Genomic DNA, 14126 nt, shown 5'->3' with positions numbered 1-14126 from the left:
CGTTGTCTCCTGAAATGTGCAGCATCTCCGCCCCGATCGAACCGAGGCGGAACCGGGCTACATCTGCGGTTCGGGCAGTGATGCGTCGTCGGCCAGATACCAGTTCAGCCATTCGTGGAAATACTGGTTGCCGCGCTCGTTCTTGCCGAACGTCAGGTCATCATGGGCGCCGGATTCCAGACCGCGCTGGATTTCCAGGCCGATGACGTAGTCTTCCTCATAAGTCACATCGCGGAAGAAGTTCATCGCGCCTTCCACCGCCTCGCGGTCGGCATCGTCGCGGATCGGATCGCGGCGCAGGTAGTTCAGGACGGTGCGGTTCTCGGCCGGCGTCGGTCCGGGGAAAAGCTGGGCGACCTGCGTGATCTCCGGTGCGATGAAGATCGACACGTTGGGGAAGAAGATTCGCACGAAATCGTAGCCGTAATTCTCACGGTTGCCCCACTCTTCGCGGGGTACGTCCTTGAGCTGTTCCGCGATCGAATGCTGCGGGAAGCCGATGCGGATGTTCGGGCCGAAGCCTTCGTAATGGGTGCAGTTGGACAGGGTGCGCGGAAAGATCGTTTCGGGGTGAAGCGACTTGAAGTGATACCCTTCCAGATAGCCGTCGAATGCGATCTTCCAGTTGGCGCCGTGGATCGTGCGGTTGCCCAGATAGGTCCAGTTGGCGAAATCCAGCGCGTCGAAATCTTCAAGGAAGTCCTTGAAATAGTGATCAAGGTTCATCGGGGCGTTGGGCGTGAGGCATACGAAGATCATGCCGCCGCGTTCCTCGCACGGCAGTTCGCGCAGGCCCATCGTGCTCTTGTCGACTTCGCCGAAAGTGCCCGGTTCCGCGATACCGATCAGCTTGCCATCGGCGCCATAAGTCCACGAATGGTACTTGCAGGTAAAGCGCGAACAATTGCCCTTGCCGTCGGGTGCGACCGGCGCGCCGCGATGCGAACAGACGTTGAGGAATGCGCGCACCTTGCCCTGCTTGTCGCGGTTGATCAGCACCGGAGAGCCGACCGCGTCCATCGCCTTGTAATCGCCGGGGTTGGGGATTTCGGCAGTGAAGGCCAGCATCAGCGGCACGCGCTTGAACACCAGCTCCATTTCTGCCTTGAACTGGTCCTTGTCGGTATAGCTGCTGGTGGGCACGCGCAGCGGCCGATCGGTCTGGAAGGTTTTCTTGTTCGCAACGTAGTCGAGCATGATCTCGGCCACGTCCCCAATGCGCTTTACGCGTTCCACGGTCTTCTCCCGATTACTTATGGCCGCGATCCTGCGCGAGCCTGCAGGTGGCGACAAGCTGCGCAAGGTGATAGGCGACAGGGGGGCGTGGAGTGCGGCAGTCAAGGGACCATGATGGAGAGGATGAGCCCCCCGTGGGCATGGCTTGAAACCCCACCGCCGCACCTGGCCGCCTATGCGGGGGCTGGCCTGTGGGACGAACGCACCATTGCCCAGCAGGCAAGCGCGCTGGCAGAGGCCGACCCTGGATTCGTCGTGCTGGCAGAGGGCGATATCACGGTTACCCGCGAGCAGGCCGTCGCCGATGCGGAGGCGTTGAGCGCGGCGCTTTTCGCGCGCGGCCTCAGGCCCGGAGATGTGATCGCGTTCCAGGTGCCGAACTGGCGCGAAGCGATGGTGATCAATCTTGCCGCTGCGATGTCCGGGCTGGTGATCAACCCCATCGTGCCGATCTACCGCGACCATGAAGTCTCGCTCATGCTGGCCGATTGCGGCGCGCGGGCGGTGTTCGTGCCTGCCAGTTTCCGCAAGTTCGATTACGCAGCAATGGCGCGCCGCATTGCCGATACGCTGCCCGGCCTTGTCCACGTCTTCACCGTGCGCGGAGAGGGCGCGGACGATTACGCAGCGCTTGTCGCGGAGGGGCGGGAGCTGTCCTTTGGCCGGCCGACCGTCGATCCGCTGGGCGTGAAGATGGTGCTTTACACGTCGGGAACCACGGGGCGGCCCAAGGGCGTGCTGCACAGCCACGTCTCGATCGCCCGCATCCTGCGTGAAAGCGGTGCCTACTGGGGGCTGGCAGAGGGTGACGCCACGTTGATGCCTTCGCCGGTCACGCATGTTTCAGGCTATGCCAACGGGCTGGAGGCACCATTCATCTGCGGCACCCGCACCGTGTTGATGGAAAGCTGGAATGCGGCCGAGGCGCTGGCGCTGATCGACCGGCATCAGGCGGTCGGTACGGTTGCGGCGACCCCGTTCCTTGTCGAACTGGCCGCCGCAGCGCGCGAAAGCGGCAATCGTCTGCCATCGTTCCGCTTCTTTGCCTGTGGCGGCGCCGCGGTTCCGGCGGAATTGATCCCGGCGGCTAACGCCGCCTTCGCGCACTGCCGCGCTTTCCGCGTCTTTGGCGCTTCGGAAGTGCCGCTGGTGACGTTCGGCTGGCCCAACGTCGAAGCCCTTGCTGCGACGACGGACGGCGCGGTCGTCGACTATGACGTTCGCGTGGTCGACGGTGAGGACCGCGACCTGCCGGAAGGACAGGAAGGGGAGATTCTGGCGCGCGGCCCCGGCATGATGCTGGGCTATGCGGACGAGGCGCAGACGCGCGATGCCATCACCGCAGACGGCTTCTTCCGCACCGGCGACCTTGGCGTGCGGACCGAAGATGGCGCGATCACGATCACCGGGCGCAAGAAGGATCTGATCATCCGGGGCGGAGAGAACATTTCCGCCAAGGAGATCGAGGACGTGCTACATGCTCACCCTGCCGTGCGCGAAGCCGCCGTGGTCGCCATGCCGCACGCGCGGCTGGGTGAAGGAATCTGCGCCTATGTCATCCCCACAGGCGAAGCGCCTAGCGCGCAGGTGCTGGCCGCTCACGTTGCGGACAGCGGCCTGGCGAAACAGAAAATCCCCGAGCGTTTCGAGTTTCGTCACGAATTTCCCCGCACCGCCGCGGGAAAGGTGCGCAAGGATATGCTGCGCGCCGATGTGAAGGCGCTGGTCGTCTAGGTCAGGGATAAAAGTGGCGGCGGCATCCTGTGATGCCGCCGCCGCCCCTTCCTCCCCAGGAAATATTGCGCTGCGCAAGCCTCAGCTTGTCGCCATAGCGGCAGCGACGGCCGCGTCGATTTCCGACTTCATGGGATTGCGGCGCAGGGTCAGGCCGCCGTTCACCTGCAGGTTTTCACCGGTCATGAAACATTCGTCGCTGGCCAGCCAGACGACGGCGGCGGCGATATCGTCGCTCGTGCCGATGCGGCCAAGTGGGTAACCGGCAAGGAAGGCGTCGAACAGGCCGGGGACGTCCTTAGCCTCTGACGTCATCGGGGTTTCGGTCAGCCCCGGAGAGATGGAGTTGGCGCGAACGCCTTCTGCGCCGAATTCATGGGCAACGCAGCGGATCACGTGGTCGGCGCCGGCCTTTGTGCCCATGTAGGCGGCGTGGTCGTTGAGCATGATGGTGGCCGTAGCGGAACTGATCTGGATGATCGAGCCACCGCGCCCGCCGTTGCTGCGGGCCATCTTGCGCACCATGGCCTGATAGAAATGGAAAGGCCCTACATACTGCAGCATGGTCATCGCCATAAGTTCATCGTGCGTGGTTTCCAGAAAGCCCTTGAGAAGCCCCCAGCCGGTGGCGTTCACGGCGATATCGATACCGCCCAATTGCCGCGCGGCGGCATCGGCAAGGGCATCGACGCTGGACTGGTCGGTAAGATCGCAGGCGCTCCATGCACAGCCATGCTGCGCAGCGAAGTCGACCAGAACGTCTTCCTTGCGGCCGGAGACAAGTACGCTTGCACCTTCGGCCATCAGGCGCCGGGCGATATGCTGGCCCATGTTGTCGGGGCTGCTTGCCCCCAGCACGACGGCGCGCTTTCCGTTCAGGCGGCCCGTGGTCGTGGACATGCTTATCACTCCTCTCACCGTGGTCTTTCAGCGTTGGCAATCGCTAGCACGGCGCGGGCGCGGTCATTCCTGATCAAAGAAATAGTGGCGTTGCCCGGCCCAAGCGGCGAAACCACGCCCATCATACAAACCACGCGCGTGGCAGAGGAGCGCAAGACATGGATCTCGGACTTAAGGGCCTCAAGGCCATCCTCGTGGGCGCGAACGGCGGCATAGGCCGCGTGGTGGCGCATGTGCTGGCGGCAGAGGGCTGCGATGTGGCCATCTGCGGTCGATCGCAGGGGAAGGTCGACAATGTCCTTGCCGAGATCGCCGGTTCCGGCGTGAAAAGCTATGGCGAGGCGCTTGATGTCACGCAAGTGGACGCGGTTCCGGCCTTCGTCGACAAGGCGGCAGAGACGCTGGGTGGCTGCGATATCTTCATCAGCTTCACCTCCACCAACCTTGGCGAAGATACCGATGCGGCGTGGGAAGCGGTGATCCAGGCCGATATCCTGCCGATGCGCCGGGGCATTGCGGCGGCCCGTCCGCACCTTGGCAAGTCGGATAACGCGGCGATCGTGTGCCTGTCCTCGACGGGCGCGGTAGAAGAATTCATGGGCGTCCAGCCCTACAACGCGCTCAAGGCGGCGGTGATGAACTATTCTTCCGCGCTGTCGCAGACGCTGGCGGCGGAAGGGATCCGCGTGAACTGCTTCACCCCCGGCCCGGTGATGACCGAAGACGGTCCCTGGCCCAAGATCAAGGAAGCAGCGCCGGACTTCTACAATGCCACGCTGGCGAACATGCCTTCGGGCCGCTTCACAACCGGCGAGGAACTGGCCAAGGCGATCGCCTTTGTCGTTTCGCCCAGCTGCAAGGCGATGACGGGCGCGAACATCGTGGTCGACAACGGGTATACCAAGCGCACCCAGTTTTGAGGCGCGCGTTTTCACGCAGGCACCGTCCGGGCGAGCGCGAGCAGGGTATCCACTTCCCTGCGGATGCGCCCGGCGGTTTCGTCGACGGGCAGCCCGACATGCGCGCGCAATTGCGATGTCAGGAAGCCCGAGAACAGCGCGGCTTCGGTAACGCCCACTTCGCGCTTCGCGCCGATGAGATCCTGCAGCGCGCCGCGTGACGTGCGACCGCGCAGATAGCGCAACTGCCCCCCGAACTGGCTGAGTGCGGGATCGCGCGCGGTGGCGATGAACAGTTCGTCGCTGCCACGCGCATTGCCGCCGCGCACAATCATGCCTGCTAGGTCGTCTGCAATGTCGTTGGGGCGGTCCGGGCGGGCGGGGGTGTCCGTCTGCATGCGCTCCACGTTGGTGCGATAGAGCCCCTCGAATGCGGCTTCGAGCAGGGCGGGCTTGGTACGGAACTTGTGCGATACCGTGCCCAGCGTCAGCCCCGCGCGTTCCGCGACGGCGCGGTGGGTAAGGCGGGCAAGGCCGTCCTCATCGATGATGGATGCAGCCGAATTGACGATGCGCATTGCGGTTTCGTCCCGTTCGGGCAGCACCGGCATGGAACGCAGCGCCTCCGTCCGGGCAAATTCGCGCCACGGGGCGGGAGGCATGGCGGTGCCGGTGAGCCATGCGGCGAGTGAGCGCGCCATCTCGTCCAGCGCAGGTCGATCGGCCAGCCGTCGCCAGCGGATCATGTGCAGGAAGCTTTCGTTTTCAAACACGCGCTGCGCGACCAGGCTGTGCACGCCGAACCCGAAGCGGTCGCCGGCCCGGCTCCAGAAACCTTCCCAAAGTTTGGCCCAATCACGGGATGCCTCTTGAAAGGTGGGCGATTGCTGCGCCAGCAACTGGCATTCGCGCCAGGCGAAGGCCAGCGCGCGCCGTTGTTCACACCACCCATCGATGATCTGCGCGAAGAAACCTGCGAATGCGGCAGGCGATGCCGCAAGACCATCGATCTGGCGCCACTGCTCTTCGCACCAGAGCTTCGCATCGGCGATGCACTGTCGTTGCGATGCTAGGAACAAGTGTTCCAAAGAGCCGAAGTGATGATAGATCGAGGACACCGGAGCATCGGTCATTCCGCCGATTTGCCGGGCAGACATGCCCGCCGCCCCGGACAGTTCCCACTGCCCTGTAACTGCCGCGATAAAGCGTTCGTATGACGTTGTTTCTGCGGTTTTCATGGTGCTCACGATAGATCGCGTTCGACTGGCAATCACACCATCCTAGCAGACAGCGCGTCGGCGATCGAGCGATACCAGCGCTGCTGTGCTGTTGTGCGAGTGCCGGAAAAGTGTCATTCAACCTACATACAGGCGTTCTAGCTGCCCCGACGAACCTAACAGGTTGATTCATTCTTGGGGGCTCGTCGTGAAACTGAACACTTGTCTATTTCTGCGCTCGACGGCGATCGTCGGCGTCCTTTCCGGCGCCATGGTCGCTACACTGTCGGGTGCCGCCGTCGCCCATGCCGAGGAGGCCGCCGATGACGCCGCGATTGGAGAGGACATCGTCGTCACCGGATCTATCGTGTCGGCCCAGCAGGATTCGATCGAGGCCAAGCGGGTGATGGACAACCTTGCCGATGTTGCCGCATCCGATGCGGTCGGCCGCTTCCCCGACCAGAACGCCGCTGCCGCGCTTTCGCGCCTGCCCGCCGTCGCGGTGCAGCGCGATCAGGGGCAGGAACGCTACATCCAGGTGCGCGGCGCGCCGAACCGCTGGACCTCGGTGAGCATCGACGGCATCCCGATGGCGGGCGTGGACGAAGGCGGCGACACGCGCGCCTTCCGTTTCGATGCGATCCCGGCCGTGTTGCTGTCGCAGATGGTGGTCAACAAGTCGCTGACCTCGAACCTGCAGGCCGACGCCGTGGTCGCCACGATCGACCTCAAGACCTATTCGCCGATGGAACAGAAGGGCCTGCACGTCTCGGGCGATGCGGGCTATGGTTTCATGGATCTTGGCAAGGGCGAACAGCGTCAGGGTTCGTTGCGCCTGTCATGGTCGAACGACACGTTCGGCTTCGTCGTCGGCGGATCGCACTATCGCCGCAAGCAGTTGACCGACAACCGCGAAGTCGGCGCTTACGATGCCAATGGCCCGACCGAGTTCGACGTCCGCCAGTATGAACTGGAACGCTGGAACAACGGCCTGTTCGCAGGCGTCGAATACCAGCCGGAAGAGGGCAAGCGCATCTATGCCAAGGCCATCTTCTCGGAATTCAACGACAACGAGCAGCGCAACCAGTATGAATTCCGCCTCGACCGTGCGACGGGCGGCACGCGTTCGCTGGCATCGGGCGACCTGACCGGTGTGCCGCTGCGCGGCAGCTTCAACTTCGGCGAATACCGCAACCGCAATTACATCGGCACGATCGGCGGCGATTACGAGGGCGATGACGGCTTCAAGGCTTCGTTCAAGTTCAACTACGCCAAGACCGAGAACACCACGTTTCTGCCGCTTGTTCAGGCATCCACCAGCGGGGCGGACAACCTTGACCTGACTTACGACAATTCCGATCCGCGCTTCCCGATCGTCAGTGTGGACGGCACGTTCGATCAGGCGACGCTGAACAACGCAGGCGCCTATGTCCTGCTCGGCCGGCAGAAGACGGTGTCGGACAGCTATACGGTCAAGCTGGACCTGTCCAAGCAGGCCGGCGACCTGACCCTGTCTGCGGGCAGCCTTTACATCGACCGCGACATTTCGGGCAACAACCTGTCGATCTCCAACATGGTGATGCTGGCCAGCAGCGCATCGGTGGGCGAGGCGTTCGACATCAACAGCTACGTCACTGACAAGGCATGGGACACCGGCTTCCCGCTCGGCGTCACGCTGAACTACGTGGACAACGTGGCGATGCGCCGCGATATCGACAGTCTGCTGGGCCGCCTGCAGAGCGCCGGGCTTTACGATCCGGCCCTCGATATTCCCGGCACCGACCGCTATTTCCAGCGCGAACAGACGCTGGCAGGCTATGCCATGGCGAAAGTGGAAACCGGCCCGCTGACCGCCGTTGGCGGTGTGCGCGTAGAGCGTTACACGCTCGACAATTCCGGCTCGGTGCTGGCGGGCGGGGTCTATTCGCCGCTGGCGCTCAACACCACCAAGACGGACTTCTTCCCAAGCCTGAACCTCAAGTATTCGGCGACCGACAACCTTGTGCTGCGCCTGTCGGGCCAGCGCAGCGTTTCGCGCCCGGCCTATGGCGCGATGCGGGTGGGCGCGTCGATCAACGACAGCAACAGCCCCGGCACGGTTACCGGCGGCAATCCGTTCCTGCGCCCCGAATATACCTGGGGGCTGGATGCCAGCATCGAATACTACCTGCCCGGCAACGGCATGATCTCCATCGCCGGGTTCCATCGCTGGGTGGACGATGTGCTTTACCAGAGCCAGCAAGCGGTCGGTTCGGACTTCTACGACGCGGACGGCATCGACCGGTCGAACTACCTGCTTTCGGGCACATACAACGGCGACAAGGGCAAGCTCTACGGCGTGGAGTTCAACGTGCTCAAGCAGTTCGACTTCCTGCCGGGCGCGTTCGACGGGCTGGGCGTGCAGGGCAACGTGACGTTCCTTGGCGGCCATTTCGATACGCCCGCGCAAAAGGGCGTGGCGTTCCAGGGTATGTCGGACAAGATCGCCAACGCCTCGGTCTTTTATGAGAAGTACGGTCTTTCCGCCCGCGTCAGCTATCAGTGGCGGTCGGACTGGCTGGATACGCTGGGCGGCATGGGCAGCGGCGAATCGCGCAAGGGGTATGAGAACCTGGACGTGTCGCTGCGCTATGCGCTGACGGACAACTTCACGCTGTTCGCCGATCTCGCGAACCTCACCAACGAAAAGTACATCGCCTATCAGGGCACCACCGCGACGCCGACCGAGGTCGAGCAGATCGGTGCGCGCTACCTGTTCGGCGTCCGCTTCAGCTATTGATGACAGGGAGAATGGACATGCGAAAGATTGCAACGACTGTGGCGCTGACCGCGCTGGTTCTGGCAGGATCGCCCGCCACAGCCCGTGAACTGGCGACGCTGACCCGCCTTGACGCCGCGACCGTGGAACTGAAGCGTGAAGGCGCCGCGCCGGTATCGGTTTGGATCAGCGCCGACACTGTGCTCGACAAGGGCGACCAGCGCTTTGCCGCCACCAGCAAGGATGGCGCGCTCACACTGCCGATCGCGGCGACGGATCGCCGCTACGTGATCCTCGAAGGGGCGGGCGGCAAGGGGCGCACCGTCGTTGCAGAACGGGTGCTGCCGCTTCAGCAGGGCAGTAACTTTCGCGACGTAGGCGGCTACGTCACGAAGGACGGGCGCATGGTCAAGTGGGACAAGGCGTTCCGTTCGGGCGCGATGCCGCTTCTGACCGATGCGGACTATGCGCTGCTTGGCCAGCTGGGCATCGGCAACGTCGTGGACCTGCGCTCGATCGAGGAGCGTGAGGTCGCGCCGGACATGCTTGACGACAAGGTCGGCGCTCTGTTCATCGCCAACGACTATTCGCTCAAGCCCCTGATGGCGAAGATGGGCCAGGGCGGCGGCGATAACATGTATGCCGGCATGGAAAAGATGCTGGCGCCCCAGTTCCGCTCGCTGTTCCGCCGCCTGATCGCGGATGAGGGCGCGGTGCTTTATCACTGTTCTGCCGGGCAGGACCGCACGGGCATCGCTACCGGGCTGCTCTATGACGTGCTGGGGGTCGATCGCGATACGATCCTGAAGGACTACCACTTGTCGACCGAATTGCGCCGCCCGCAGTTCGAGATGCCCAAGGTTGATCCCAAGGACTATCCGGGCAACCCCATCCTCAAGTATTATGTCGCGAGCGAAGACGGCAAGCCGCGCAAGGCAGAGCCGCTCTATACGCCTGCCGGTGCTTCGCATCTGGCGCAGTTCTTCGCCTATCTCGACAAGCAGTACGGCGGATCGGAAGCCTATCTGCGCACGCTCGGCCTCACCGATGCAGACTTCGCAAAGCTGCGCAAGACGATGCTCGACTGACGGGGGGCGCCGGGGCGAGGGGGTTTCTGCCGATGCCCTTTCGTCCCGGCAATCTGCGGCGATTGTAGCCAAACTTACATCTTCGTCCCCTAGTCGCGGCGCGCCTTCACTTTCTTGTTCGAGCTTCCTCCCCCGTGACCGCGCCTCATGTCCGCCCGATAGACCGCTGGTTCGTCGATGAAGTCCTGCCGCACGAGCGGGCCTATATCGATTACGCGCGTCGCACCGTGCGCAATGACGAGGAAGCGGGCGATATCGTCCAGGAAGTCTACACCAGACTGTTCACGCTCGACGGGTGGAGCGCCATCGCCAACCCGCCGGGTTACGTCATGCGCATGATCCACAATCAGGCAATAGAGCGCATCCGGCAGGCGCGCGTGGTGACGATGCAGCCCTTGCCCGCGCCTGTCCTGTTCGAGATCGCCGACGACACGCCCGATCCGTTCCGCGTCGTGGCCGGGCGCACGCAGATGGCGCGGGTGCAGCAGGCGATTGCCGCGCTGCCGGAACGCTGCCGCATCGCGCTGGTGCGTCGCCGCTTTGCAGAGGAAACCCCGCGCGAAATCGCCAGCGATCTGGGCATCAGCGTTTCCACTTTCGAAAAGCGGCTGGCGCGCGCGGTGGAACTGCTCACCCACGCGCTGACCCCGCAGGACAGGGGCGCGGCAGAGCCATCGGCCGAGGCGCGGGAGAAGATGCTTCTCTGACGGGCGACAGCTTGATAGATGCAGGGCAGGTTGATCAACCTCCCTATGGTCGGCCCTTTTAGAGCACCCAGACGCCGCGCGACATGACGATGACGAAAGATCCCCTGGGTCAGGACGCCCTCCTTGCCGAAGCGTCGCGCTGGTTCGCGGCGCTGGATGCGGGGACCGCGCGCGCCGAGGATTTCGAGGCATGGCGGCGCAGCAATCCCGCCCACGCCGTTGCCTATGCCCGCATCGTCGCCAACTGGGAGGGCATGCGTGCGGTGCCGATCGTGGATGAGGCGCCCCTGCGCGCCAGCCGTCGCCAGTGGTTGAAGGTGGCTGCCGTGGGCGTGCCCGTGGCGATGCTGGGTTCGGGCTTCATGGCGCAACGGGCCTATGCCTGGGACAGCGCCAGCACCGGCGTGGGCGAGACGCGGCGCGTGCCGCTGCCCGATGGCAGCGTCGCCTATCTCAACACCGACAGCGCGCTGTCCTGGCGTTATCGCGATGACGAGCGCCTGCTGCGCCTCGATCGCGGCGAAGTGGCACTTGATCTGCGGCGCGGCGGGGCCACGGTACTGCGCGCGAACGCGGCGTCGCTGCCGTTGGCGCCGGGCCTGTTCGATGCGCGGGTGACGGCGGGGCAGGCCGAACTGACCATGGTGGATGGCGCCGCGATGCCCATACCCGGCCCGCTGCCCGGCGGCGCGGGCGGGCTCATGCTGAAGCCGAACGTTTCGATGATCGTGGCCGAACAGGGCACCCCCCGGCTGCAGGCGCGCAGTTCCGAACAGGTCGCCTCGCTGATGGCATGGCGAGCGGGGGAGATCGTCTTCCTCGACCAGTCGGTGGCCGAGGCCGCAGCAGAATTCAACCGCCACCTTACCCGCAAGATCACCGTAGGCAACGCCGACCTCGCACGCGAAAAGATCGGCGGCCGTTTCGACCTCGACCGGCCGGACCAGTTCCTGAAGGCTGTATCCCTCAGCCTGAGCGCGCGCGTGGTGACGACACCGGACGGTTACGAATTGACCCGCTGAAGCAGCGGCGCAGGCGGAAGGTGAAGGAAGGCGGGCTTTCTGAAGGCGCGGCCTTGCGGACATGACTGTCAATTCGTGCTAACATGCTTTGGCAGGAGGCAAGCGTATGGCTGAAGCGAAGCTATTGTCGGGCGGTAATCCTCAAATAGCCAAGGGTGAAGGCGAGGGACCGGTGCGGGCCTATATAGATGCGATGCCCGGGTGGAAGAACCGAGTAGGCAACGTATTGGCCGCTGCGATTGAGAGAGCGGTTCCCGGCACAGCCAAGGCTGTTAGGTGGAACTCCCCTTTCTACGGCGTTGAAGGACAGGGTTGGTTCACCTCGTTCCATTGCTTTGAAAAGTATGTGAAGGTGACGTTCTTTCAAGGCGCCGCCCTTCGTCCGGTGCCACCCGGTAAATCGAAACAGGAGAACGTCCGCTACCTCGACATCAGGGAAACGGATGACATCGACGTGGTGCAGCTTGAAGATTGGATGAAACAGGCGAGCCAGCTGCCCGGTGCGCGCTTGTAAAGAAAGGCTCGCTCGGTCAGGTCAACCTGCGGTTCCCTCCCCAGTCAGACCTTGCTCCAGGCCGCCTATATCTCCACTTGCGAGCCCAGCTCGACAACGCGGTTGGTCGGCAGGTTGAAGAATTCCATCGGAGTGGCCGCATTGCGGATCATCCACGCGAACAGCTTTTCGCGCCAGATGGCCATGCCGGGCTTTTCCGAGGGGATCAGCGTCTGCCGGCTGAGGAAGTAGCTGGTGTCCATCTTGCCGATCGGCGCGCCGCAGGACGTAACAGCCTTGAGCGATGCGGGAATGTCCACATCTTCCAGGAAACCGTGGCGCAGCGTCATGCGGAAGAAGCCCGAGCCGTGCTGGGCGATGGTCATGCGGGCGTCTTCGGGCAGGTGGGGGACCGCGTTGGTCACCACCGTCAGCACGATGACGCGTTCGTGCAATACCTTGTTGTGCTTGACGTTGTGCAGCAGCGCGGGCGGCACGCCTTCGCGGGTGGACGACAGGAAGACGGCGGTGCCCGCAACCCGGCGCACCGACTGGGCGGTGGACTTGATGAACAGGTCAAGGTCTATTGCCCCGACGGCCAGTGAGCGCCGCAGGATCCTGCGCCCGGTCGACCATGTGGTAAGCATGACGAAGACCACGCCTGCCACCAGCAGGGGAAACCAGCCGCCGTCGGGAATCTTGGTGGCGTTCGACAGGAAATAGGCGCCATCGATCAGCAGGAACAGCCCGGTCACGCCGCCGGCCAGAAGTGGTGGCCAGCGCCAGACGCTGAAGGTCAGCACGCCCAGCATGCAGGCGGTGATCACCATCGTGCCGGTCACCGCGATGCCGTATGCCGCCGCAAGGCTGCTTGACGAGCGGAACGAAAGCACCAGCAGCACGACAAGGATCAGCAGCGTCCAGTTGACGATGGGAACATAGACCTGCCCCTCGGCGGTCGGGCTGGTGTGCAGGATGCGCAGGCGCGGCAGAAAGCCCAGCTGCACCGCCTGCCGGGTGATGGAGAACGCGCCCGAAATCACCGCCTGGCTGGCGATGATCGTTGCCAGCGTGGCCAGGATCACCAGCGGCAGCCGCGCCCATTCCGGTGCAAGCAGGAAGAACGGGTTGCTTGCTGCCTCGGGCTGGTCCAGCAGCAGCGCGCCTTGTCCCATGTAATTGAGCATGAGGCACGGCAGCGCCGCATAGAGCCAGGCGATGCTGATCGCCTTGCGGCCGAAATGTCCCATGTCGGCATAGAGCGCCTCCGCCCCCGTCACCGCCAGCACGACCGAGCCGAGCGCCAGGAACGCCAGCCTTGGGTCCAGAGCGAAAAAGTGCCAGGCCCAGTAGGGATTGAGGATGCCCACGATCTCCGGATGGGCCACGATGTTGATCACGCCCAGCACCGCCAGCACCACGAAATAGACCGCCATGACCGGCCCGAAGAACGTGCCGACACGCTCTGTCCCGTGCTTCTGTATCAGGAACAGGCCCAGCAGGATGACGATGGCGATCGGCAGCACCAGTTCGCCCAGCGATGCTTCCACCACGGTGAGTCCTTCGACCGCGGACAGCACCGAAATGGCCGGGGTGATGATCGCATCGCCATAGAACAGCGCGGTGGCGATCACGCCCAGCATCGCGATCAGCGGCGTCCAGCGCGTTTCGCCAAGGCTGCGCCCGATCAGCGCCAGCAGTGCCATCGAACCGCCCTCGCCTTCGTTGTCGGCGCGCATGACGATGAAGACGTACTTGGCCGTGACGATCAGCGTCATCGTCCAGAAGATCAGCGACAGCACACCGAAGATATGCGCCGCGTCCACCGCCAGCGGATGATGGCCGACGAAGCTTTCCTTCAGCGCATAGAGCGGCGATGTGCCGATATCCCCGAACACTACGCCCAGCGCGCCCAGCGCCAGCGTTCCCAGCCTGCCCTGCGGCCCTGCGGCATGGCCGGCTTCCGGGGCCGAGTCCGGAGCGGAGGGGGAGATGGTCTGATCGCTCGTCAAGTCATGCCTCTTGGATTCGGCCGGGCTGCGGGCATGCCACAGGTGGGCATTTTATCTCCA

The 14126-nt window shown here is 63.9% G+C and carries 11 protein-coding genes; 7 read left to right on the top strand and 4 right to left on the bottom strand.

The features are described 5' to 3' along the window. Window positions 1–57: 57 nt before the first annotated feature. Window positions 58–1236 carry an aromatic ring-hydroxylating oxygenase subunit alpha gene (locus A8V01_RS18220; protein WP_103097627.1) on the bottom strand — a complete coding sequence of 393 codons (1179 nt, stop codon included), beginning with the start codon at window positions 1234–1236 and terminating at the stop codon, window positions 58–60. Window positions 1237–1347: 111 nt separating this feature from the next. Between A8V01_RS18220 and A8V01_RS18215 the strand changes: the two genes are divergently transcribed. Beyond that, window positions 1348–2970, top strand: a complete 1623-nt coding sequence (locus tag A8V01_RS18215) for an AMP-binding protein (RefSeq protein WP_103097626.1) — start codon at window positions 1348–1350, stop codon at window positions 2968–2970. Window positions 2971–3051: 81 nt separating this feature from the next. On the opposite strand, the gene A8V01_RS18210 is transcribed toward A8V01_RS18215, so the two are convergent. Next, window positions 3052–3870: an SDR family oxidoreductase gene (locus A8V01_RS18210; protein ID WP_103097896.1), complete on the bottom strand. Its 819-nt coding sequence runs from the start codon at window positions 3868–3870 to the stop codon at window positions 3052–3054. Between the two features lie 158 nt (window positions 3871–4028). Between A8V01_RS18210 and A8V01_RS18205 the strand changes: the two genes are divergently transcribed. After that, on the top strand, window positions 4029–4790 hold the full coding sequence (locus A8V01_RS18205) for an SDR family NAD(P)-dependent oxidoreductase (RefSeq protein WP_103097624.1): 762 nt from the start codon (window positions 4029–4031) through the stop codon (window positions 4788–4790). Window positions 4791–4801: 11 nt separating this feature from the next. Here A8V01_RS18205 and A8V01_RS18200 read toward each other — a convergent pair whose 3' ends face one another. Continuing rightward, on the bottom strand, window positions 4802–6007 hold the full coding sequence (locus A8V01_RS18200; RefSeq protein WP_103097622.1) for a TetR/AcrR family transcriptional regulator: 1206 nt from the start codon (window positions 6005–6007) through the stop codon (window positions 4802–4804). Between the two features lie 187 nt (window positions 6008–6194). On the opposite strand from A8V01_RS18200, the gene A8V01_RS18195 reads away from it, so the two are divergent. From A8V01_RS18195 to A8V01_RS18175, 5 genes are all read left to right on the top strand, one after another. After that, window positions 6195–8765: a TonB-dependent receptor gene (locus A8V01_RS18195; protein WP_103097620.1), complete on the top strand. Its 2571-nt coding sequence runs from the start codon at window positions 6195–6197 to the stop codon at window positions 8763–8765. A 17-nt stretch (window positions 8766–8782) separates the two neighbouring features. Further along, window positions 8783–9832 (top strand): tyrosine-protein phosphatase, encoded by a 1050-nt coding sequence (locus tag A8V01_RS18190; protein ID WP_103097895.1) that lies wholly within the window; start codon window positions 8783–8785, stop codon window positions 9830–9832. Window positions 9833–9966: 134 nt separating this feature from the next. Continuing rightward, complete coding sequence (locus A8V01_RS18185; RefSeq protein ID WP_103097619.1) at window positions 9967–10539, top strand: RNA polymerase sigma factor; 573 nt, start codon at window positions 9967–9969, stop codon at window positions 10537–10539. 89 nt (window positions 10540–10628) lie between these two features. Continuing rightward, window positions 10629–11561, top strand: coding sequence for a FecR family protein (locus tag A8V01_RS18180; protein WP_170065978.1), 933 nt, complete (start codon window positions 10629–10631; stop codon window positions 11559–11561). A 106-nt stretch (window positions 11562–11667) separates the two neighbouring features. Continuing rightward, window positions 11668–12075: a DUF1801 domain-containing protein gene (locus tag A8V01_RS18175; RefSeq protein WP_103097615.1), complete on the top strand. Its 408-nt coding sequence runs from the start codon at window positions 11668–11670 to the stop codon at window positions 12073–12075. A gap of 65 nt (window positions 12076–12140) precedes the next feature. Here the strand turns inward: A8V01_RS18175 and A8V01_RS18170 are convergent, their stop codons facing one another. Next, complete coding sequence (locus A8V01_RS18170) at window positions 12141–14048, bottom strand: potassium transporter Kup (protein ID WP_425437344.1); 1908 nt, start codon at window positions 14046–14048, stop codon at window positions 12141–12143. Between the last annotated feature and the right edge of the window lie 78 nt (window positions 14049–14126).

The sequence above is a fragment of the Novosphingobium guangzhouense genome (assembly GCF_002896965.1).
GTDB lineage: Bacteria > Pseudomonadota > Alphaproteobacteria > Sphingomonadales > Sphingomonadaceae > Novosphingobium > Novosphingobium guangzhouense.
The sequence above is the reverse complement of the archived record's forward strand: the minus strand, read 5'-3'. Positions and strand labels throughout refer to the sequence as shown.

Coding starts and splice junctions, on each gene's coding strand:
- A8V01_RS18215 (WP_103097626.1), top strand. CDS start 1,348: ATGATGGAGAGGATGAGCCCCCCGTGGGCATGGCTTGAAACCCCACCG.
- A8V01_RS18190 (WP_103097895.1), top strand. CDS start 8,783: ATGCGAAAGATTGCAACGACTGTGGCGCTGACCGCGCTGGTTCTGGCA.
- A8V01_RS18210 (WP_103097896.1), bottom strand. CDS start 3,870: ATGTCCACGACCACGGGCCGCCTGAACGGAAAGCGCGCCGTCGTGCTG.
- A8V01_RS18205 (WP_103097624.1), top strand. CDS start 4,029: ATGGATCTCGGACTTAAGGGCCTCAAGGCCATCCTCGTGGGCGCGAAC.
- A8V01_RS18180 (WP_170065978.1), top strand. CDS start 10,629: ATGACGAAAGATCCCCTGGGTCAGGACGCCCTCCTTGCCGAAGCGTCG.
- A8V01_RS18200 (WP_103097622.1), bottom strand. CDS start 6,007: ATGAAAACCGCAGAAACAACGTCATACGAACGCTTTATCGCGGCAGTT.
- A8V01_RS18175 (WP_103097615.1), top strand. CDS start 11,668: ATGGCTGAAGCGAAGCTATTGTCGGGCGGTAATCCTCAAATAGCCAAG.